The sequence below is a fragment of the Zafaria cholistanensis genome, from assembly GCF_008580665.1.
Classification (GTDB): domain Bacteria; phylum Actinomycetota; class Actinomycetes; order Actinomycetales; family Micrococcaceae; genus Zafaria; species Zafaria cholistanensis.
On record NZ_BKDJ01000010.1, the window covers coordinates 65,890 to 87,534 of the forward strand.

The following is a 21,645-nucleotide window of genomic DNA, read 5'->3' on the forward strand; positions in this document are numbered from 1 at the left end:
AGCTGGGCGGGTGTGGCTTTCGCCATATTAGATCATAATGAACTAATTATGGAAGCAGGCGTTTTCCGGGCCCGTAAAGTGGAAGGCATGAGCACCCGTCCCGCCCCCGGCGCAGGAGTGCCGGCCATCGATTCCGCAGCGCTGGCCGGTTACGACCGCCGCAGCGCCATCGATGCCGTAAAGCTGCGCATCGGCCTGGCCATCTCCCTGGGACTGCTCAAGCCCGGGGAACGCCTGCCGGACCAGCAGGAGGTCGCCTTGGGCCTGTCGGTGAGCCCGATCACCGCCCGCCGCGCGCTGGCCTCCCTGGCCGAGCAGGGCGTGGTGGTGCGGCGGCGGGGACGGGGAGGCGGAACGTTCGTCGCGGACGAGCCCCCGCACCGGGTGCTGCAGGAGCTGGCCGCCTCGCCGGCCGAATCCCAGGCGGCGCACCGGCTGGTGGACCGCCGCCTGCTGTTCGAATGCGCGGTCACGCACTATGCCGCGGTGAACGCCACCGCGGAGCAGCTGGAGGAGCTGGGGCGCCTCACCGCGGAGATGGCCGCGTCCACCAACTGGTCCGACTACCACCAGGCGGACGAGCGGTTCCACCGGCTGGTTGCCGCGGCCTCCGGGCTGGGTACTGCGGTGGAGGCGTACAACGAGACCCTCACGGAGCTCTACGCCTACTTCATCCCCTATCCGATCGCGCTGCTGCACCAGTCCAACCAGGACCACATTGCGCTGGTAGCTTCCCTGCAGGCCGGTGACGTGGCCGCGGCGGTGGAGGTGTCCCGCCGGCACGTGGACGTGCTGCACCGGACAATGTTCATGGGGCTGGCCGGCGGGACTTCCGCCCCGGAGTAGAGCAGTGGGATAAAGCTGCGGGATAAAGCTGCGAAGCGCAGGGAACACCGCCCTATCCGGGGACGGCCCCACGCTGGGGCCCCGGGCCGTCAGACCGCGGCGGCGCGGGCTGCTGCCGCGCGGGCGTCCTCCTCGGCCAGGTCGGCGTTGATTGCCGCGGCGGCCATGGTTCCGGCCCCGCCGGCGACGGAGACCATGGCGGAGAGGTCGTTCGCGTTGCCCGCCGCCCACACGCCCTCGAGCGGGGTCCGCCCCATGGGACCGGTCTCGATGAAACGGCCCATCGGCTGCTCGGACAGCGTGCCGCCGAGCTGTTCGTACAGTTCCGCGCGGGCGACCATCCGCGGACCCACGGCAAGCGCATCCACGTCCACGCGCGTCCCGTCCTCCAGGACCACCCCCAGCCCCGCCTCCGCGGCGGCACCCGTGCCCGGCCCGGCGTCCGGCGCCGTACCCTGCACCGATCCGGCAGCATCCAGGGACTCCACGCCCACCACCCGGCCGGGCACGGTCCGCACGCCGATTGCCTCCAGCTGCGCGGCCTCCTCCGGTTCGAAGCCGGGCAGCTGGTGCAGCAGGACGGTGACGCGGTCGCTGAGCTGGCGGAAGAGCAGGGCCTGGTGCATGGCCATGGGGGTGGTGGCGAGCACCCCGATCTTCCGCCCGCGGACCTCCCACCCGTGGCAGTACGGGCAGTGCAGCACCCTCCTGCCCCAGTGCTCGCGCAGGCCGGGAACGTCGGGGAGTTCGTCCACCAGGCCGGTGGCAAGCAGCAGGCGGCGGGCGGTGGCGGTGTTGGCCGAACCCAGTTCGACGGCGAATCCGCCGTCTTCACGGCGGACGGAGACGGCCCGGTCCTGGAGGATGCGGGCGCCGTAGGACTCGGCCTCCGCGCGGCCGGCGGTGAGCAGTTCGAGCGGATTGACGCCCTCGCGGCCCAGCAGGTTGTGGGCCGAGTGGGCCGGGGCGTTGCGCGGTTCGCCGGCGTCGACCACCAGCACGTCGCGCAGCGAGCGGGCCAGGGTAGTGGCGGCGCTGAGGCCGGCCGCTCCCCCGCCGATGATCAGGACATCGTGGTGGGTGGTGGTCATGGGATCCTCCTGCTGGGGCGTAGGTAGGGGCGGATGGTGACCGTCCACGCCGGGCAGGTCGCGGAGAGCGTGCACCGGCGGCACCGCTCGTGGAATACGCTCGTGGAAGCCGCTTTTGGAACCCGCCGGTCCTCAGGCGGCGTCGTTGACGTTGCCCAACAGCCCGCCGTCCGCTGCCAGCAGCCGGCGGGCTTCCTTAAGTGCCCACCGCGAATCCTTCGTGTCCAGCTGCGCCAGCTGGAGGAGATTCGCGATGCGCTGTTCCCGGTGCAGCCTGGCGGTCGCTTCCGCCAGCTCGATCATGGCCAGCACGCGGGCATGGGCGCGCCGCCCGCGGGCCTCGTTGCTTGAGTCGTAGGCGTCGGTGGCGTCAACCACATCCAGGGCCTCGGCGAGTAGGTGGCTCATCGTCCTTCCCCTGCTTCTGTATCCGGGTGGCCCGGCTGTGATCCAGGCCACCACATCCACTGCTTGGAGATACTGTACAGGGGGTTGTGGCAACCGGCCTGGAATTATGGCGAAAAGGGTTGCCCCGGCAGGGCGGGGCCCCGCGGGCACGCGGCCCCACGCCCTACGCCAGGTCCTTGTCGTGCACCCCCACGTCATGGAGCTCGATTCCGCCGTCGGGCAGCTTCCAGAAGTGCAGGCGCCTTGCCCCCGGGGTGTTCTCCTCCACGTACATCCGGAAGCCCACGGCCCCGTCGTCGCGGGTATGGGGCGGGTTGTGCCCGCCGCGTCCGGTGCGCCACTCGTGCACCTGGCGTGGAACTGCCTGCCCCGGTTCCGCGGTGAGGAGGTCCACCAGCGCCTTGGCCGCTTTGTGCCGGATGTCCGGCGGCTGCGCGAAGTACGCCTTGGCGAACCCGGCCCCCACCCCGTATTGCCGCAGCGGCCGGTCCGCCTTCTCGAGGGCCGGGATCCGCTCGACCCACGCCAGGTACACCTCGTGCCGCAACGCCTCCTCGCCGGTGGAAAACAGCTCCCGGGCCGGCCTGGCTTCCGCGGACTTCGCGCCCTTGCGGGCCAGCTTCTGCGCCTTGTTGCGCTGCTCGGAGATCCGCAGGTTCTCCATCCGCAGCCGGGCGGCCTCCGCCCGTTCCCGCGCCAGCTCCGCCTCCGCCTGCCCGGCCCGGGCGGCCGCGTCCTGGAGTACGACGGCGGCGGCTTCGGCCCGCTCCACCCTCGCCTTCAATTCGGCCACCTTCAGCAGGGCCTCGGTCAGGGCCGCCCCGCCGCGGGCCTTGGCATCGGAGGCCGGATTCCCGGCAGCGGCGGCATCGGGCGGGAGGGGCCCTCCGGCAGGTCCGGGCAGGGCGGGTCCGCCTGAAGCATCCGCGGCCTGGGCGGGGGCGGGGGGCGGGACGGGGGCACCAGTCATGGCCGCGCCTGCCGGGGGCGTTCCTTTCCCCTGGGCCGGGACGGCTGCGGCCTCCGGAGCACGCACCGCGGCTTCCTCTCCGGCGTCGGACTCCTCTCCCGCGGGCGGCAGCAGGTCCCGGCCCTCCACCAGCCACGGCAGCCCGCCGCGCACCAGCACCGGCGCCGGGGCCACCGGATCGTCATCGTCCACATCCACCAGCCGCAGCCGCCGCCTGCCCGCCTCCAGCACCAGCCGGGCCGCGACCACCTGGCCGGGCGCGAGCAGGGAATCGACCCCGTCCAGCTCATTGGAGGACACGTCGGCCCGCAGGACCTCGATCTCCTCCCCCGGAAGCGGACTGAGCACCGCCCGGTCCACACTGGCGGTGAGCACCAGGCACAACACCACCTGGCCCCAGGTGTAGGCCTCCAGCAGCCGCGGCCGAAGCACGGAGCCGGCAATGTCCAGCGTGTGCCGTTCGGCATCGAACAGGCCCTGGACCTCTTGTTTCGGGGAGAGCAGCCAATCCAGCCGCACCCCCGGAACCACGTCCGGCTGCGCAATCTGGGCCATGCCGCCGTCGTCCAGTTCCACCCAGGCGCAGGCTCCCTCGGCGAAGAATCCCTTGACGGTGCCGGCTTTTTCCACCCGCGCCGGCGCGACGGGCTGCGCGGGGCCGGCTTCGGCGGCGGCCGGCCCGGGAAGGGCGAGCACCTCATCGATCAGCTCCCGCGTGCGCCGCTCCACTTCCCGCGGGTCCCGGGCCATGAAGTAGCGGCCCGGCCCGGGGGCCAGCCCGTCCACCGGCCGCGGATAGACCCGCGCCGCGTTGCCGAACACCTGCCAGTTCTCCGGAAGGTGCCGCTGCAGCTCGCGGGTCGGCGTCCCGTTGCGGACCAGGACGACGTCGGCCCAATCGCCCACCTCTTCCTCAATGCGCGCAGTGTCCAAGTGCAGTTCGCCGCTGCCGGGCACGCGGGAGACGATCACCAGGGGCTTGTCCCGCGGGGACATGACCAGGTCGGCCAGCTCCCGTCCGCTCCCCTGCCACATCGTCACCCCCATGGCATCCGCGCCTTCCCCTGCCGCATTCCGCGGCGGCCGTTTAGCGTCAAACCCGCACAAGTGGTCACGGCCGGCGCACCAGCGCGGCTGCGTCCCCCGAAACCCCGTTCTCCGTATTGTGCCCCACGCGGGCGCGCGACGTGCCGGACGGGTTTTGGGAAGCGGGCGGGAGGACCTTCAAGCGTCGACCTTCAAGCCTCAAGGGCGCGGGCCGGTCCCCGGCGGACCCTCATTCCAATTCGTCGGCAAAGACGTGGGCAATGAGTTTCCACACGTTGCGGCCGGCGTCCCGGAAGGCCGGCTCCAATTCCATGGGATCGCGCTCGCGCCGGTAGAGCGTTGCCCAGTGGTCGATCATGAACTCGACCTGGTCCCGCCGCCGGAACGCCCAGAACCCGCGGGCGGGGTCCCCGGAGGGAACCTCTCCGATGCGCTCGCGCTGCTCCGCCGCGCCAGGGAATTCCTCGAAGAGGTGCCGGCTGGGGCCACGGTCTTCCCCGGGGGCGTCGATGTAGGCGGAGCGCACCTCCCATGGCTGCGCCCCGTTGGCGCTGGCCTCCACCAGTATGGTGATCAACCGGTAGCTGAGGAGATGGCCGGTGGTTGCCAGGCGCTTGCGCGGGGCGGCGAGGCCGGCGTCGGACTCCAAGCGCGTCACCGTCCGCAACGGTTCCGTCGAGAACACCTCCGCCCACCCGAACCCCAGCGCGCCATCCCCACCGTCCTTGCCGTCGCCGGGAAGGTTGACCCCCAGGCTCCCGGCCCGATTGAGGTCGACGAGCGTGCGTCCCGCCGACTCGTCGAAGAGGGCCAGGGAGTCGTGTGGACCGTCCGGGGGATGCCGCTCGATGATCGCCAACTGGGGGTGGCGCCTGCACAGTTCCGTGGCGATCCACCAACTCCGTGCGTTGATGAGGCGAAAATCGAACCTTTTGCCGTCAACCATCCAGGGCGTCATGCGGCCATTTTCCGCCCGGCAGGGCCAAATCACTACACCGGGGCGGTGCGCCGCCCCGACGCGGCTGGTTATCTGTGCTGAGTTATCCGCGCAGGCCCAGCTTCGCCACCTGGTCCCAGGTGGAGGCCGGTGCGGCCTATGCCGGAGTCGCGGCCAGTCCGCCGGCCGCGCCGGTGAGGGCCAGGGCCGCCAGCCCTGCGGCCAGAATGCGGCGAATGCGGCGAATGCGGGCGATGCTGGATAGCGCCCCGGTCATTCGCTCCGGTCCACGCGGCACAGGTGCCCGGTACCGGACGTGAAGCCCCTCACGAATCGAATCCCATCCCCAGCGCGTCGGCGCAGCGCAGCCACGGCCCGCGCTTGCCGGCGTTGCGGTCCTGCCGGACCATCGCCGCCGCCGTCAGCCTCATTCCCGCCCAGGCCAAGGGCTCGGGCGGGAAGGGCACGGGCTTGCGCCGCACCATCTCCAGGCTGGTGCGCTCGGTGCGGGCGCCGTCGAGCAGGTCCAGCATCACGTTCGCGCCAAACCGGGTGGCCGCGACCCCCAGGCCGGTGTAACCGGCCTGGGGGTCGCCGTGGGCGCGCATGAAGAAGGGGAAGAACCGCGAGCAGGTGTCGATCGCCCCGCCCCAGGCGTGCGTGAAAAGCACCCCCTTCAGTTGCGGGAAGGTGGCCTGGAAGTGGGCGGCGAGGCGGCGGTAGGTGGCCTCGGAGTGTTCGTATTCGGGCCTCATCGAGCGGCCGAAGTGGTAGAGCGCGTCATAACCGCCGAACAGGATCCGGTTGTCCGCGGTGAGCCGGTAGTAGTGGAAGCGGTTGTTGAGGTCGGACACGCCCTGCCGGTGCCACCAGCCGACCGATTCCACCTGCCGGGCGGTCAGCGGCTCGGTCACCAGCGCGTAGTCGTAGACCGGGACGGTGAAAAGCCGGGTGCGCCGGAGCAGGGAGGGGAAGGCGTTGGTCCCCAGGGCGGCCTTCGCCGCCCTCACCTCGCCGCCGTCCGTGGAGAGCACGACGCCGGCGCCCTCCCTGCGCAGGCCCCGCACCGGGGTGCCCTCATGGATCCGCACACCGAGGTCCGCACACGCACGGGCCAGGCCCCAGGCGAGCTTGGCCGGGTTGACCATGGCGGTGCCACGCCGGTTCCAGAGGCCGGCGAGGTAGGTCGGGGACCTCACCTCGGCGCGCACCGCATTCCGGCCCAGGAACTCCGCGCCCCCGGGCTCCGCCATCCCCCTCAGCCAGTCGACCTGGTGCGGTTCGGTGGCCACCTCCAGGCTGCCGGTCTCCTCCCAGTCGCAGTCGATCCGGTACCGCTCCAGGGCTTCGCGGATCTCGCGCAGGTTTTCCAGCCCCAGCCGGACCAACTGCTGGTTCTCCCGGGGCAGGTGCTTGAGCCCGTTGGCTTCGCCGTGGGTCAGGCTGGACTGGCAGAATCCGCCGTTACGCCCGGAGGCGGCCCACCCGATGCGGCGGCCCTCCAGCAGCACCACGCGCCGGCGCGGATTGCGTTCCTTCGCCATCAGCGCGGTCCACAACCCCGTGTATCCGCCCCCGACCACGGCTAAGTCGGCGTCCAGGTCCGCGCTCACCGGCGGGCGGGGTTCGGGGCGCTCCGCCGTGTCCAGCCAAAAGCAGGCCGGTGCAGCCCCGGCGAGCGCGGCGGCGACAGCGCCCCGGTCCGCGGCCTTCTCGGCGAGGTCGAACGTCGTGGGGGTCGGGGCCATATCCATCCTTTGTCGGAGGTGGTTCACCTGCACGCTCTACAGCAGAGGATACGGCCGTGCCCGTGGCACACCCCACATCGGCGCACTCCACATCAGCGCGCGCCGGTGCAGGGTGACTGGGCGGGCCTAGGCGTAGGACACCACGGCGTCCCCGAGGGTGGCGAACGCAAAACCCGCGCAGGCGGCCACGACCGCCGCGAACCCGGCCAGCCACACCCCGGAAGGGACCCCCGTGGTCCGGTAGAGGATGTAGGCGTCCGAACTGTGCACGTGGCTGCGCCGCCGGATGTGGACGGAGAGGACCTTGAACCAGTCCTTCACGGAGCCGACCAGCAGTCCGATCCCCAATGCCAGCACCACGTAGGCGACGGCCTCCTTGGGAATGAACATCACCAGCAGTTGGGCCACCGTGGCGCAGGCCACGGCAATGAGGACCCCGGCGGCGTTGCGGATGAACAGCAGTGCCGCCAGCAGGACCAGGGCGCCAAGGGACAGGGCCGCACCGGCCCATCCGGCGCAGGCGGACCATACCAGCGCGGCACCTGCCAGCGCCGGCGCCGGGTAGCCCCAGAAGCCTGCCCACGCGGCTCCCCGCCGGGTCCGGCCGAGGCTGGTCATCTGGCCGGAGTGGTCGAAGTTCAGATGGATCCCCTTGACGATCCGCCCCGTGGTCAGCGCCGCAAAGGCATGGCCCAACTCGTGCACGAAGGTCACGAACAGCCCAAACCAGCGCCAGGTGGGCCGCAGCACGGCAAGGCCCACGGCCACCGCGATAATCAGCATGACGGTCATCGGCTCGGGGTGCAGCAGGGAACCGTGGGCAAACCCGGCAACCACCGCATCCCACCAGTCCCCTACGGCCGGGGGCTCCCCTGCCGCCTGCAGCACCGGAACCCCCGCAAAGTGTGTTTCGTTCATCCGACGAGGCTAGGACACGTTGCTGTGAGCAAATTGGGACCGTCCGATACGCTTTCAATGCCAACCGTTCCCCGCCCGCGGTCCGGTGCGGCGTCCGGGCCCCGCCCGGGAAGGCGGCGGACACGGTTGAGACGCTGCGCAACGCAGGGTGGCGGGAGGCAGCGCCTCAAGCCAGCAGGGTGGCGGGAGGCAGCGCGCCTCAAGCCAGCAGGGCAGCCAGGGCGCAGCACACAAGGCAGCAAAAAAGACAGCGCAGAAAAGACAGCACAGCGAAACGACAGGGAGGTGGTTGGACCGTGGCACGCAGGACAAGGAGCGTGGCTGCGCCCCGTTGCCGCCTGGCCGCCGCCCTGCTGGCTGCCGTGGCCCTGGTCGCCGTGGTGGTGTCCGCCTGCCTGACCTCCAGCGCCGGGCAGTCCTCCCAGGCCCTGGCCTCTCCGGGGACCGGGCACCAGGGGACCCAGCATGCCGTGGACGCGGTGAATCCTGTGGACGGACCAGCCGGCGCCGGACAGCAGCCGGACGCGCCGCTGCCTCTGGAACCTGCCGCCGCGGATGGCCCATGCCCGGACCAGGCCCCGCCCGTTCCGGCGTGCCACAACCAGGCGGACCTCCAACTCACCACCCCTGCCGCAGGTCCGCGCCCGGACGCGGACCTGCGCTGGGACCACCCGCGCTACGCGGCTGAACGGGCCGGGCTGGCCGGCTCCCCGGTGCCGGCTCCCGCCCCGGACCTCATCGCACTCTCCATCAGCCGTACGTAGGGAGCACCGCCACCGCGCCCGGCACCGCTGCCTGCACGGCCGGCGCGCCGCGCCCCCGCAAGACGCGCATCCTACGCGCGCCCCTGACGACCCCGGAGAACACGATGTCCCCCTCCCCCCGAGTACCGGACGGCCCCCGGCCGGGCAGCCTCCAGCCGGCCGCCGTCGTCCCCGAACCACAGGACGCCCCCAACCCGGCCGGCGCCCCCCAACTGCAGGACGCCCCCGAACTGCAGGACGTCCCCGAACTGCAGGGCGCCGGATCCGCGCCCGGGCGCGGACCCCAGCGCGCGCTCCTGGCCGCGATCGCAGCCCTGGTGGTGGCAGTCGGGTTCGGGGGCTGGATGTTGGGGACGCTCAGCCCGCGCACCGGCTACCCGAGCGAACTGTCCGCCGATGCCGGTTTCGCCCGCGACATGCAGACCCACCACAACCAGGCCGTGCAGCTGTCCCTGATCGTGCGGGACAATTCCACCAACGAGGCCGTGCGCTCCATTGCGTACGACATCGCCACCACCCAGGCCCACCAGTCAGGACAGCTGTTCGCCATGCTGCGCACTTGGGGGCTTCCACAGACCGGAGAGCGCCCGGAGATGGCCTGGATGGTGGACATGGCACCGAAGGATGGCGGCCATACCGGGCACGGCGCTGAGACATCGGGGACGCAGGGAACGACCCAGGGGACGCAGGCGCACGGTTGGGAGTCCATGGGCATGGCCGCCCCGGAACAGATCCGCCAGCTTGAGGCTGCCCGCGGCACCGACGCGGACCGGCTCTACCTGACCCTGATGATCCGCCACCACCAGGGCGGGGTGGCCATGGCCGAGGCCGCCCTGGACCGGGCCCACAACCCGCTCATCCTGGACTTCGCGCAGAAGGTCGTCGCCGCGCAGAACGCCGAGGTCCGGGCCCTGGCCGCCCTGCTGGACAGCCTGCCCTAGAACACCTGGCGGCAGGGAACGCCCCAAGGGCCCCCTGCCTCCCCCCCACGCAATTCACCAAACTCCAACAGAAACGGATTCGACCAGAATGGGCAAGAACACCGCCTCCGCCAATTCCAAGCGCGAACAGGCCCAGGCCATGGTGGCCAACCAGCAGAAGAAGGCCAAGCGCACCCGCCTGATCACCATCGGCGTGGCTGCCGCAGCCGCCCTCGCGATCGCCGTGCCAACTGCCGTCGTCCTGTCAGGGGAGGCGAAACAGCGCGCGGAGCTCGAGGCCGCCGCCTCGCAGCCAATCGAGGGCGTGCAGGTCTATACCGACCTGGCCTCCAACCACGTCCAGACCGACGTCGACTATCCCCAGCGCCCCGGTGTGGGCGGGGACCACTACCCGGTGTGGGCGAACTGCGGGATCTACAACAGGGAGATCGACGAGACCCACGCGGTGCACTCGCTGGAACACGGCGCGGTCTGGATCACGTACCGCTCGGACATCTCCGCCGAGGAGAAGGCGGCACTGGAGGAACTGGTGGGTGAGCGCACCTACCTGCTGCTCAGCCCGTTTAACGACCAGGAGGAGCCGATCAAGCTCTCCGCCTGGGGCGTCCAGCTGGCCGTCGACACCGCCTCCGACCCGCGCATCCCCACGTTCATCGCCAAGTACCGCCAGGGCGAGCAGACCCCGGAGCCGGGCGCCGCCTGCACCGGCGGGCTGGACGGCTAGCCCCGGCTGCGCCTCCGGACCGCCTCCGGACCGCCTCCGGACCGCCTCCGGACAAGGGTTTGGGGGCGTCGGGATTGTCGCTGATTCGTGTCCTGTTTCCCCCGGTCAGCGGGGGATTTGGGGGCTACCCTGAAGGCCCTGCACCTTCGGGAGGAGCCGCCATGGGTGACCGCCTGCATCGCACTGCCCGCCAAGGACATCCCGCCCGCCCGGGAGTTTCCACCGGTCAGGGGCATCCCACGCGCCCGGGCCGCCTCGCCGCCGCGGCCGGCGTCCTCGCCGCACTGGTGGCGGCCGCGCTCCTCCTGTGGTTGCGGGACACGGAGCCGCGGATTCCGCAGGCCGCTCCCCCGCCGGGAGCCGGGGCGCTGGCCTTCGCCGTGGCCGGGGATTCCATTACGGCCGACGGCAGCCCCGCGGTCGCCGCGCGCGCGGTCGGTAACCGCTCCTGGGTGCGGTTCGCCCAGGGCGGGGGCGCGGCGTTTGCTGGTGGCTGGGCCCGCGACGGAGCGACGACCGCGGAGATGGCCGCGGCACTGGCCGCCCACGCGCCCCCGCCGGGATCGGTCAATACGCTGGTGATCCTCGCCGGCACCAACGACATTTACCGGGGCGTCCCCTTTACGGCCATCGCGGAAAACCTGAAGTCCATTGCCGCACGCGTGGGCGCCCCACGGGTGGTGGTCTGCTCCATCCCGCCCCGGGACGGTTTCGCCGCGCCCACTGAGGCCTACAACGCCTGGCTTCCGGGGTTCGCCTCCGGGCAGGGCTGGGAGTGGACGGACGCCTCCGCGGGGTTGCGCGACGCGATGGACCCTGGCCGCTTCGGCCCCGGACTCTCCCACGACGGCGTGCATCCCAGCCGGGCCGGTGCGGCGGTCCTGGGCACGGCCATCAGGGCCGCCCTGCTGGCCACCCCCGAAGCAGGCCCGCCCGAACCCCCGCAGGCCCCGGAGGCAACCGGCCAGACTCTCGATAGTTGACAGTTCAACTTGTCTGGGGCATCCTTAAGTGGTTCAATCTTCAAGCTTTACGTGAGGAATCCCGTGACCACCACCACCGCCCCGACGACCGCACAGACGACCGCCCCGGCGACGCCGACCCCCGCGAGCACGGCCACTGCCGGCATCGCCCTGGCCGTGCTCCGGGTGGCGATCGGCTTCCTGTTCCTGGCCCACGGCTGGCAGAAGTTCAGCCAGTTCACCATCCCGGGCACCACCGCCGCGTTCGAACAGATGGGCATTCCGGCGGCCGGACTCGTCGCCCCGCTCATGGCCACCCTCGAGGTCGCCGGCGGCATCGCCCTGATCCTGGGCCTGCTGGCCCGCGTCGCCGGCGCCGCCCTGGCACTGGCCATGGCGGGCGCGATCGCCACTGTCCATGCCCCATTCGGCATCTTCGTCGCGGATAACGGCTTCGAGCTGGTGCTGGCCCTGGCCGCCGGTTCCGCAGCCATTGCCCTGCTCGGTGCGGGACGCTTCTCCCTGGACCGCGTCCTGTTCGCCGGACGCGCCAAGGCCTCCTTCCTGGCCTAGTCCCTGCCCTAACCCCTGGCCTAACCCTCGACCCAGTCCCCCGCGCCCAACTCCCCGGCACGGCAGGGCAGGGCAGTGCAGTGCAGGGCAGGGCAGTGCACGACGGCGGGGGCCGCTCCTATGGGGCGGCCCCCGCCGTCGCCTGTTCCTCCGGCACTTTGCCGCTGCCGTCCGCAGGCTGTGGGGGGACTTGGGGCCGTCGGGACCTCTAGGCTGGGGACAGTCCGCTGAGTCCGCTCGTTAAGGAGTCCCCATGGGTCCGCTCATCTCTTCCCTGCTCGCCTCCGCCGGCCTGATCGGCGGCTACAAGACCGCGCGGGACACCGGCAACCGCAAGCTCGGCGGCGCCGTGCTCGCCGCCGCCGGCGCCGGCGCCTTCGTGCTGTGGAGGAAGAATGCCGGCACCGGCCGCGCGGCCGCGCTGACCGGCGCCTACATTGCCGCGTTCGGGCTCTCCCACCCGCTGTCCAAGAAGATCGGCGCCTGGCCGTCGGTCTACACGGTCACCGCCGCCACGGCACTGGCCTCGCTGCTGTTCGGCCGAAGGCGCTGATTGACCCGGCCGCAGGCGCTGGTTGGTTCGGCCGCAGGCGCTGGTTAGTTTGGCCGCAGGCGCTGGTAACGCCCGGTTGAGGCCGCGGCCCGGAACCGGGCGCGGCAGCGAAATCCGGGGCGGCGTGCCCGCCTTCAGGAATGCGCGCGCGGATCCCGCGGTTGGCAGGGGTGGATGGCCCCTTCGGCCGTTGCACCGTTTCCCGAAAGGACCTTCACTATGACTTTTGCCGTCACCGGCGCCACCGGCCACTTGGGCCGCCTGGCCATCGAGAGCCTCCTGGCCTCCGGAATACCGGCGGCGGAAATCACCGCCATCGGACGCAATCCGGAGAAGCTGGCGCAGCTCGCAGCCCTGGGCGTGCGGACCGCGCGGGCCTCCTTCGATGATCCGTCCGCGCTGGAAGCCGCCTTCGCCGGCGCCGACGCCGTGCTGCTGGTCTCCGGAACCGAGGTGGGCCAGCGCGTGCGCCAGCACACCAACGCAATCGACGCCGCCGTGAAGGCCGGCGCCGGCCGGATCGTCTACACCAGCGTGCTCGGCGGCGACCCGGAGAAACTGGTCCTGGCCCCCGAGCACGTGGCCACCGAGCAGGCCATCCTCGCCTCGGGACTGCCGTACACGATCCTGCGCAACGGCTGGTACAACGAGAACTACGCGCAAACCCTCGCCCAGGCCGCCCAGACCGGCGTGGTCATCGGCAGCGCCGGAGACGGCCGGGTGGCCAGCGCCGCCCGGCGCGACTACGCCGAGGCCGCCGCCGCGGTACTGGCCGGGACCGGGCACCAGAACAAGACCTACGAACTGTCCGGGGACACGGCCTGGGACTACCGGACACTCGCCGCGGTCCTCACGCAGATCACCGGCCGCGAGGTTGTCTACCGGGACCTGTCCCCCGAGGAACACCGCGCGGCGCTCCTTGAGGCGGGCCTGGACGAAGGCACGGCCGGGTTCCTGACCGCCCTCGACGCCGGCATCCGCGCCGGGGCCCTGGAGCTGGCAACCGGCGACCTGTCCCGCCTGATCGGCCGCCCGACCACGCCGCTGGCCGACACCCTGCGCGAACTCTCCTAGCGCGCCTTCCCGGCACCGGGCCGTGGCCGCGCTCTGGCGTCCGGGCGGCTCCCGCCCCCTAGACTGGGGGCATGAGCGCAACCCTCGTCGCCAAGGACCTTTCGGGCGGCCACGGCCACCGCACCCTCTTCCACGACCTGAGCTTCACCGTCGCCCCCGGCGACGTGGTCGGCGTCGTCGGCCAGAACGGGGCGGGCAAGACCACGCTGCTGCGCCTGCTGGCCGGCGTCGACACCCCGCAGGCCGGCTCCGTAAGCACCGCCCCGGCGGACGCGTTCGTGGGCTGGCTCCCGCAGGAGCACGAGCGCGTGCCCGGGGAAACCGTCGCCGCGTACATCGCCCGGCGCACCGGCGCCGCCGCGGCCACCCGGGCGATGGAGGCCGCCGCAAAGGCCCTGGCCGACGGCACGGACGCGTCCGCCGAGGCCTACTCCGCCGCCTTCGACCGCTGGATGGCTTCCGGCGCGGCCGACCTGGAGGACCGCATGCCCGCGGTGCTCGCCGACCTGGGCCTGGAGATCGGACCCGACGCGGAAATGACCGGGCTCTCCGGCGGGCAGGCCGCCCGCGTGGGCCTGGCTGCACTGCTGCTGAGCCGCTTCGACATTGTGCTGTTGGACGAGCCCACCAACGACCTGGACCTGGATGGGCTGGACCGGCTGGAGAAGTTCGTGCAGGGCCTGCGCGGCGGCGCCGTGCTGGTCTCCCACGACCGCGAATTCCTCTCCCGCTGCGTGACCACCGTCGTCGAGCTGGACCTCGCCCAAAACAGGACGTCCGTCTACGACGGCGGCTACGACGCCTTCCTGGAGGAGCGCGAGGTGGCGCGCCGGCACGCGCGGGAGGCCTACGACGAATTCTCGGAAAAGAAGTCCGAGCTGATCGGCCGCGCCCGCACCATGCGCGAGTGGAGCTCCCAAGGCGTGCGCAACGCCATGAAGAAGAACCCGGACAATGACAAGATCCGGCGCAAGGCCTCCACCGAATCCAGCGAAAAGCAGGCGCAGAAGGTGCGCCAGATGGAATCGCGCATTGCCCGCCTCGATGAGGTGGAGGAGCCGCGCAAGGAGTGGCAGCTGCAGTTCAGCATTGGCGAGGCGCCGCGCTCCTCCTCGGTGGTGGCCACGCTGAACCAGGCCGTGGCGAAGCAGGGCGACTTCACGCTCGGCCCCGTGTCCCTGCAGGTCGCCGCGGGCGAGCGGATTGGCATCACCGGTCCCAACGGGGCGGGCAAGTCCACCCTGCTGCGGCTGCTGCTGGGGCACCAGGCTCCGGATGCGGGCACCGCGTCGCTGGGGTCCTCGGTGGCCATCGGGGAGATCGACCAGGCCCGCGGGCTGCTGGGCAACGAGGAACTGCTCGGCGAATCCTTCGAGGCGCTGGTCCCGGAGATGAACCATGCCGAGGTGCGCACGCTGCTGGCGAAGTTCGGGCTGAAGGCGGACCAGGTGGGCCGCCGCGTCATCAGCCTCTCCCCCGGCGAGCGCACGCGCGCGGCGCTGGCGCTGCTGCAGGCCCGCGGCGTGAACCTGCTGGTGCTGGACGAGCCGACCAACCACCTGGACCTGCCGGCGATCGAACAGCTCGAGGAGGCACTGGAGTCCTACGACGGCGCGCTGCTGCTGGTTTCCCACGACCGGCGCCTGTTGCAGAACGTGCGGCTGGACACGCGCTGGGTGGTCGAAGGCGGCACGGTCACGGTGCGCTGAGCCGGAAGTGTCGGCCGGACCGTATAGGTTCGTGGGTGGGCCCGCCGCGACGGCGGAGGTTCCCGCCGCCGCCGAGACACGGCAGCCGCAGCACACCATGGGGGTAGCGTGTTTTTTCTCGAGTCCGCCGTTGGCCCTGCCGACCTGGTCTTTTCCGCCTCGGACCTGGTCGGCGCCAGTGAATGCGAATACCGGACGCTGCGGATCCTGGACGAAAAGCTGGGCCGCACCGCCACGCCGGAGTTTGCGGCGGACCACATGCTCGCCCGCGCCGGGGAGCTCGGCGACGCCCACGAGCGCAAGGTCCTGGAAGCGCTCATCGGAGAACACGGGCCGTGGGACCCGCAGGCCGGAACGGGCGTCTACCGGGTCGAACGTCCCGCAACCATGGCGCCGGCGCCCCTGCGGGAGCGCCACGACGAAACGTGGCGGGCGCTGGAGGCCGGCGCCGACGTCGTCTTCCAGGCCACGTTCTTCGACGGCGAGTTCCTCGGGTTCGCGGACTTCATTGTCCGCCAGCCGGATGGCAGCCACGCGGTGTGGGACACCAAGCTGGCCCGGCACGCCAAGGTCGGGGCACTGCTGCAGCTGGCCGCCTACGGGGAGCAGTTGGGCAAGGCCGGGTTCGCCGCGCATCCGGACCTGACCCTGGTCCTGGGGGACATGAGCCGCAGCGTGCACCCGCTGCCGGACCTGCTGCCGGTCTTCCGCGAGCGCCGCCAGCGCTTCCGCGCGCTCACCGCTTCCCACCGGGCGGGCGCCGCGCCGGTGGAATGGGGACAGGACGGGCTGGCCCACTGCGGCCGCTGCGACTACTGCGCCGAGCAGGTGAGCCTGAGCCGCGACCTGCTGCTGGTCTCCGGCATGAGCATGGCGCGGCGGGCGAAGCTGCGGGAGGCGGGGGTGCGCACCATCGACGACCTCGCGCTGCTGCCCGAGGCGGCGGCGACGGGTCCGCTGGCGCGGCTGCGGGACCAGGCCCGGATGCAGACCGGCCGGGAAACCCCGGACGGCTCATGCACCTACCAGGGAACGGACGGGCGCCAGCGCACGGTCTCCTACCGGCTGCTGCCGGGCGGAACCATCGGCAAACTGCCCCCGGCCAGCCCCGGGGACATCTTCTTCGACTTCGAGGGCGATCCGCTGTGGCAGGACCCGCACGGCGGTTGGGGCCTGGAGTACCTGTTCGGCGTCGTCGAGGCGGACGGGCCCCAGCCCGTGTTCCGCCCGTTCTGGGCGCACTCGCGCGGCGGGGAGAAGCGGGCGTTCCTGGACTTCCTGGACTACGTGGAGAAGCGCCGGGCCACCTGGCCGGACCTGCACGTCTACCACTATGCGCCCTACGAGAAGTCCGCGCTGCGCCACCTCGCCTCGGCGCACACCGCCGGGGAGGACACCATCGACGCCTGGCTGCGCGAGGGCCTGCTGGTGGACCTCTACGACACGGTCCGCCATTCGCTGCGGATCTCCGAGTCCTCCTACTCGATCAAGAAGCTCGAGCCGCTGTACATGGGCGGGACTCCGCGCTCCGGGGACGTGGTCGACGCCGGGGCCTCGGTGGTGGCGTACGCCGACTACTGCGCGGCCCGCGACGCCGGGGAGGCGGAGAAGGCGGCGGCGGCCCTGCAGGCGATCGCCGCCTACAACGAGTACGACTGCCTCTCCACGCTGCGCCTGCGCGACTGGCTGGTGGGCCTGGTTCCGGCCGGGCCCGCACCGCAGGCTCCCCGGCAGGGCGTCCTTGAACCGGACGGGGGCCCCGAGGTTCCGCAGGAGGAGCCGTCCCCGGAGGAGCTGCGCCTGCGCGCGTTCCTGGAAGCGCTGCCGGCGGACCGGGACCTGACCGCGGACGAACGGGCGGTCGCGATGGTCGCCGCCGCCACCGGCTACCACCGGCGCGAGGAGAAGCAGTTCTGGTGGGGCCACTACGACCGGCTGGACAAGCCCGTGGACGAGTGGGCCGAGACCCGCAACGTCTTCGTGGTGGAGGAAGCCGAGGTCCTGGACGACTGGGCCAAGTCCACCCCGCGGGCCCGTACCGAGACCCGCACCGTGCGCCTGCGCGGGACCATGCCTCCCGGTTCCGACTTCCGGCCCGGAACCACCTGGTTCCGCATGTTTGGCGGTTCCCTGCCCGAGGGGATCGAGCCCTCGCGCGGCTCGGCCCTGGGCCGGGGCGGGATGTTTTCCACCGAGGTCCTGGAGGCCGAGCTGGACGAGGAAAACGGCGGGGCTGTGCTGACCATCGCGGAAAAGTCCAGCGGCAAGGTGGAGCCGTACCCGCACCTGCCGATCGTGCTGGCTCCGGACCAGCCCATCCGCACCACCCCGATCCGCGAGGCCCTGGCCGAGCTCGCCCGCACCGTGGGCGGAACGCTGCCCGCGCTGCCCCGCCACCCGGGGCTGGAGATCCTGCGCAAGGCCGCACCGCGGTTCCGGACGCTGCAGGCGCCCCCCGCGGTGGGGCCGGACGGCCACGGCCAATTGGACTACATTGGGGCCATCACCGAGGCGGTGGCGGACCTGGACCATTCCTACCTGGCGGTGCAGGGCCCTCCGGGCACCGGCAAGACGCACGTGGGCTCGCACGTGATCGCGAACCTGGTGGCGCGCGGCTGGAAGGTCGGCGTAGTGGGGCAGTCCCACGCCGTGGTCGAAAACATGCTGGCCGCCGCCGTGGAAAAGGCGGGGGTGGACCCGGAGCGCGTGGGCAAAAAGCCCAAGGACCCCGCAGCCCAAAAAGACGGGGCCAGGGTGCCGTGGAAAGTCACCGGCGACAAGGCGCTCGCCGGGCTGCTGGAGGGGCCGGAGGGGGCGCTGGTGGGCGGCACCGCGTGGACCATGACGGGCAAGAACATTCCCGCCGGCGCGCTGGACCTGCTGGTGGTCGACGAGGCGGGGCAGTACTCGCTGGCGAACACGCTGGCCGTGTCCCGGGCCGCGCGCCGCCTCCTGCTGCTGGGCGACCCGCAGCAGCTTCCGCAGGTCACCCAAGGCACGCATCCCGAGCCGGTGGACGAGTCCGCCCTCGGCTGGCTCTCCGCCGGGCACGCGACGCTTCCTCCGGAGCTGGGGTACTTCCTGGCCGACTCGTGGCGGATGCACCCGGCGCTGTGCGAGGCCGTGTCCCGGCTGAGCTACGACGGGCAGTTGAAGTCCGCACCTGCCGCGGCCCTGCGGCACCTGGAGCGCGAACCGGCCGGGGTGGAGACCGTCTGCGTGGAGCACACCGGCAACGCGACCTCCTCCACCGAGGAGGCCGGGGAGGTCCTGCGCCAGGTCCGCCGGCACCTGGGGCTGGCCTGGGACGACGGCAGGGGCTCGGGGGCCCGGGGGCTGGGCCAGGAGGACATCCTGGTGGTCGCCGCATACAACGCGCAGGTCAACGTGGTGCGCGACGTGTTGGAAGCCGCCGGGCTCTCCGGAGTGCGGGTCGGGACCGTGGACAAGTTCCAGGGCCAGGAGGCCCCGGTGGTGATCGTGACCATGGCGTGCTCCAATGCGGCCGAGGCCCCGCGCGGCATGGAGTTCCTGCTCAACCGCAACCGCATCAACGTGGCGGTGTCGCGGGGGCAATGGCGTGCGGTGATCGTCCGCTCTCCGGAGCTGACCAGCCATATGCCCAACCGCCCGGCCGCTCTGGCCGAGCTGGGGGCGTTCGTGGGGCTCTGCTCAGGAGGGGCCTAGCTGTTGGTCCCACGGTGCTGTTGTTCCCACGGTGCTGTTGTTCCCACGGTCGTCGCGGGAACCGGCGGGCAGGGCGGGACCGCGCGCCCAAAACTGCGGGGCCGCGGCCAGGCGCGGCCCCGCTCCACGGCTTTCTGCGTTATCTCTTTCCCGGCTATTGACCAAGTCAGAGGCGATATATATGTTTTATGAGAACTGATATATCAAACTCCGGGCCGTATTCATGAGCCTCGGATGAACCTCCGAAAGAAGAGCACCATGGCACAGTTGACGTCCACCGGCACACGGGCGGACACCCCCGGAAAGGGCAGCCTTTCCCGCATCCTCGCCTACGCCGGTGCCATTGTGGCGTTCCTGATCGGCTCCGGATTCGCCACCGGACAGGAGATCCTGCAGTACTTCACGTCCTACGGGTACTGGGGCGTCTTCGGCACCGGACTCCTGGTCCTGGTGCTCATGACCTACGTCGCCGTCGAATTCTTCCTGGTGGGCCAGGCCAAGAAGTATGACCGGCCCTCGCAGATCTTCCACTACTACTGCGGCAAGCACCTGGGGACGTTCTTCGACTTCTTCTCGATCCTCTTCGTCTTCCTGAGCTTCACCGTGATGGTCTCCGGCGCCGGCGCCGTCCTGGAGGAGCATTACGGGGTCTCGAAGTACCTTGGCGGCATCGCGCTGGCCCTGGCCGTCAGTGCCAGCGTCTGGTTCGGCCTGAAGAGCCTGGTGGACGTCATCGGCAAGATCGGCCCGCTGATCGTCGTGGTCGCGATCGCCCTCGGGCTTGTGGGCATCCTCCGCAACCCGGGCGGGATCGCCGAGGGCAACGCCCTGCTGCCCTCCCTGGAACTCACCCAGGCCTCCACGAACTGGTTCATGTCCGGCCTGTCCTACGTGGGCTTCTGCATGCTGTGGCTGGCCGCGTTCCTGACTGCGCTCGGCAAGACGGCGAAGAGCCGCAAGGAAGCTTCCTCCGGCGCGCTGCTCGGGGCGATCGTCTTCTCGGCGGCCTGCATCATCGTCGGCCTGGGCCTGCTCGCCAACATCACGCGGGTTGGCGGAACCGAAATCCCGATGCTGGTCCTGGCCGGCGACGTGAATGTCCTGCTCGCCTCCGGGATCTCGGTCATGATCCTCGCCGGCATCTACACCACCGCCGTCCCGCTGCTGTGGACCGTCTCCTCGCGCTTCTTCACCGACAAGACCCCCCGCTTCAAGTACCTGACCATCGCCCTGGCCGCCGTGGGGACCGTCATCGGCCTGCTCCTGCCGTTTTCCCAGATGGTCAACCTCGTGTACGTGGTCAACGGCTACGTGGGCATCCTGCTGCTGGTCCTGATGCTGGTCAAGACCGGCACCCGGCTGGTCCGGCGCCAGCCGATGTAGCGGGTTCGGCCGGCACCCCACGGGCCCGGAGCGCGCCGGAGATCCACCGGCGCCCGGGCCCGTTCCCGTCCCGCGGCGGGCCCGGCCGCCCCTGCTGCGGGTCGGCCCGCCGCCGGACCAGGAAACGTGTTAGGAAAGTCCTATGGAAAAGCGCACCCTCGCGGGTACCACCGTCCGCCCGGTAGGACTTGGCTGCATGAACCTCAGCCACGGCTATTCGAACTTCCCCACCGCACAGGAGGGGGCCCGGCTGCTGCAGCACGCGCTGGATGCGGGCGTCGACCACTTCGACACCGCCACGCTCTACGGCGGCGGGCGGAACGAGGAGCTGCTCGGGTCTGCGCTGCTGGGCCGGCGGGACGAATACTTCCTGGCCAGCAAGTGCGGGCTGGCCATGGTGAACGGGCGCGGAGCCACCGACGGGCGCCCGGCAACCATCAAGGCGCAGGCGGAGGCCTCGCTGCGCAAGCTGAACACGGACCGGATCGACCTCTACTACCTGCACCGCCTGGACAGGTCGGTGCCGGTGGAGGACAGCGTCGGCGCGCTGGCGGAGCTGGTGGCGGAGGGGAAGATCGGCGGCATCGGCCTGTCCGAGGTCTCGGCCGCGACGCTGCGCCGGGCCCACGCGGTCCACCCGGTCGCGGCCGTGCAGAACGAATACTCGCTGTGGACCCGCAACCCGGAGCTGGGCCTCTCTCAGGCCTGCCGCGAGCTGGGCACCACCCTGGTGGCCTTCAGCCCTCTGGCCCGCGCGTTCCTCACCGGAAAGCTGGCCGATCCGGCCGCGCTGCCCAAGGGCGACATGCGCCACCACATGCCACGCTTCAATGCAGACAACTATCCGCGGAACCTGGAACTGCTCGCCGGGTTCAGCGCCATCGCCGGGCGCCTCGGCACGACGCCGGCGGCACTGGCCATCGCCTGGGTGCTGGCCCAGGGCGACCACATCGTCGCCATCCCCGGGACCACCCGGAAGGAGCACCTGGACGAGAACCTCACCGCCGAGGACGTGGTGCTCGACGCCGCGACGCTCGCCGAACTGGACGCCCTGATCAACCACGGAACCGTCCACGGCCCCCGCTACAGCCCGGCCCAGCAGGCGGCCATCGACACGGAGACGTTCCCGGACGAGACGTTCCCGGACGAGACGTCCCAGGCGTAACGCCCGTCCCGTCCCGTGCGCCCGCGCGGGACGGGACGGGAAAACGGAACAGGACAGGAAAGCGGGACGGGAAAACGGCGCAGCACGGTGGCCTAGAATTGGAAGTCCACCCCGCCTCCGGATGCCCTCCGGTGACCTGCCGTGC

At 71.3% G+C, this 21,645-nt stretch carries 18 protein-coding genes; 12 read left to right on the top strand and 6 right to left on the bottom strand.

Features of this window, described 5'->3' with window-relative positions:
• Nucleotides 1-87: 87 nt before the first annotated feature.
• Nucleotides 88-846: a FadR/GntR family transcriptional regulator gene (locus NCCP_RS10460; RefSeq protein WP_149957196.1), complete on the top strand. Its 759-nt coding sequence runs from the start codon at nucleotides 88-90 to the stop codon at nucleotides 844-846.
• Between the two features lie 89 nt (nucleotides 847-935).
• Here the strand turns inward: NCCP_RS10460 and NCCP_RS10465 are convergent, their stop codons facing one another.
• From NCCP_RS10465 to NCCP_RS10490, 6 genes are all read right to left on the bottom strand, one after another.
• Nucleotides 936-1,937 carry an NAD(P)/FAD-dependent oxidoreductase gene (locus tag NCCP_RS10465; RefSeq protein WP_149957198.1) on the bottom strand — a complete coding sequence of 334 codons (1,002 nt, stop codon included), beginning with the start codon at nucleotides 1,935-1,937 and terminating at the stop codon, nucleotides 936-938.
• 132 nt (nucleotides 1,938-2,069) lie between these two features.
• The gene (locus NCCP_RS10470; protein WP_149957201.1) at nucleotides 2,070-2,345 is read right to left on the bottom strand and encodes a hypothetical protein; all 276 of its coding nucleotides are present in this window, start codon (nucleotides 2,343-2,345) and stop codon (nucleotides 2,070-2,072) included.
• A 163-nt stretch (nucleotides 2,346-2,508) separates the two neighbouring features.
• Nucleotides 2,509-4,362: a hypothetical protein gene (locus tag NCCP_RS15455; RefSeq protein ID WP_149957203.1), complete on the bottom strand. Its 1,854-nt coding sequence runs from the start codon at nucleotides 4,360-4,362 to the stop codon at nucleotides 2,509-2,511.
• 229 nt (nucleotides 4,363-4,591) lie between these two features.
• Nucleotides 4,592-5,320 carry a TY-Chap2 family putative peptide chaperone gene (locus NCCP_RS10480; RefSeq protein WP_149957205.1) on the bottom strand — a complete coding sequence of 243 codons (729 nt, stop codon included), beginning with the start codon at nucleotides 5,318-5,320 and terminating at the stop codon, nucleotides 4,592-4,594.
• Between the two features lie 305 nt (nucleotides 5,321-5,625).
• The gene (locus NCCP_RS10485; protein WP_149957207.1) at nucleotides 5,626-7,047 is read right to left on the bottom strand and encodes an NAD(P)/FAD-dependent oxidoreductase; all 1,422 of its coding nucleotides are present in this window, start codon (nucleotides 7,045-7,047) and stop codon (nucleotides 5,626-5,628) included.
• Nucleotides 7,048-7,173: 126 nt separating this feature from the next.
• A complete protein-coding gene (locus NCCP_RS10490; protein WP_149957209.1) occupies nucleotides 7,174-7,965 on the bottom strand; it encodes a M50 family metallopeptidase in 792 nt (263 codons plus the stop codon).
• A gap of 317 nt (nucleotides 7,966-8,282) precedes the next feature.
• Here NCCP_RS10490 and NCCP_RS10495 point away from each other — a divergent pair, with 317 nt between their 5' ends.
• The 11 genes from NCCP_RS10495 to NCCP_RS10545 all read left to right on the top strand — a co-directional run bounded on the left by NCCP_RS10495 (nucleotide 8,283) and on the right by NCCP_RS10545 (nucleotide 21,500).
• Nucleotides 8,283-8,729 carry a hypothetical protein gene (locus tag NCCP_RS10495; RefSeq protein ID WP_149957211.1) on the top strand — a complete coding sequence of 149 codons (447 nt, stop codon included), beginning with the start codon at nucleotides 8,283-8,285 and terminating at the stop codon, nucleotides 8,727-8,729.
• A gap of 104 nt (nucleotides 8,730-8,833) precedes the next feature.
• Nucleotides 8,834-9,670: a DUF305 domain-containing protein gene (locus tag NCCP_RS10500; RefSeq protein WP_149957213.1), complete on the top strand. Its 837-nt coding sequence runs from the start codon at nucleotides 8,834-8,836 to the stop codon at nucleotides 9,668-9,670.
• A gap of 88 nt (nucleotides 9,671-9,758) precedes the next feature.
• Nucleotides 9,759-10,394, top strand: a complete 636-nt coding sequence (locus NCCP_RS10505) for a DUF3105 domain-containing protein (RefSeq protein WP_149957214.1) — start codon at nucleotides 9,759-9,761, stop codon at nucleotides 10,392-10,394.
• Nucleotides 10,395-10,555: 161 nt separating this feature from the next.
• On the top strand, nucleotides 10,556-11,377 hold the full coding sequence (locus tag NCCP_RS10510; RefSeq protein ID WP_149957215.1) for an SGNH/GDSL hydrolase family protein: 822 nt from the start codon (nucleotides 10,556-10,558) through the stop codon (nucleotides 11,375-11,377).
• 144 nt (nucleotides 11,378-11,521) lie between these two features.
• On the top strand, nucleotides 11,522-11,929 hold the full coding sequence (locus NCCP_RS10515) for a DoxX family protein (RefSeq protein ID WP_149957246.1): 408 nt from the start codon (nucleotides 11,522-11,524) through the stop codon (nucleotides 11,927-11,929).
• A 253-nt stretch (nucleotides 11,930-12,182) separates the two neighbouring features.
• Nucleotides 12,183-12,482, top strand: coding sequence for a hypothetical protein (locus NCCP_RS10520; RefSeq protein ID WP_149957216.1), 300 nt, complete (start codon nucleotides 12,183-12,185; stop codon nucleotides 12,480-12,482).
• Nucleotides 12,483-12,701: 219 nt separating this feature from the next.
• Complete coding sequence (locus NCCP_RS10525) at nucleotides 12,702-13,556, top strand: SDR family oxidoreductase (RefSeq protein ID WP_149957217.1); 855 nt, start codon at nucleotides 12,702-12,704, stop codon at nucleotides 13,554-13,556.
• Between the two features lie 71 nt (nucleotides 13,557-13,627).
• A complete protein-coding gene (locus tag NCCP_RS10530) occupies nucleotides 13,628-15,265 on the top strand; it encodes an ABC-F family ATP-binding cassette domain-containing protein (RefSeq protein ID WP_149957218.1) in 1,638 nt (545 codons plus the stop codon).
• 108 nt (nucleotides 15,266-15,373) lie between these two features.
• Nucleotides 15,374-18,952: a TM0106 family RecB-like putative nuclease gene (locus tag NCCP_RS10535; protein ID WP_149957219.1), complete on the top strand. Its 3,579-nt coding sequence runs from the start codon at nucleotides 15,374-15,376 to the stop codon at nucleotides 18,950-18,952.
• Nucleotides 18,953-19,210: 258 nt separating this feature from the next.
• A complete protein-coding gene (locus NCCP_RS10540) occupies nucleotides 19,211-20,335 on the top strand; it encodes a YkvI family membrane protein (protein WP_149957220.1) in 1,125 nt (374 codons plus the stop codon).
• A 142-nt stretch (nucleotides 20,336-20,477) separates the two neighbouring features.
• Nucleotides 20,478-21,500: an aldo/keto reductase gene (locus NCCP_RS10545; RefSeq protein WP_149957221.1), complete on the top strand. Its 1,023-nt coding sequence runs from the start codon at nucleotides 20,478-20,480 to the stop codon at nucleotides 21,498-21,500.
• The last annotated feature ends 145 nt before the right edge of the window (nucleotides 21,501-21,645 follow it).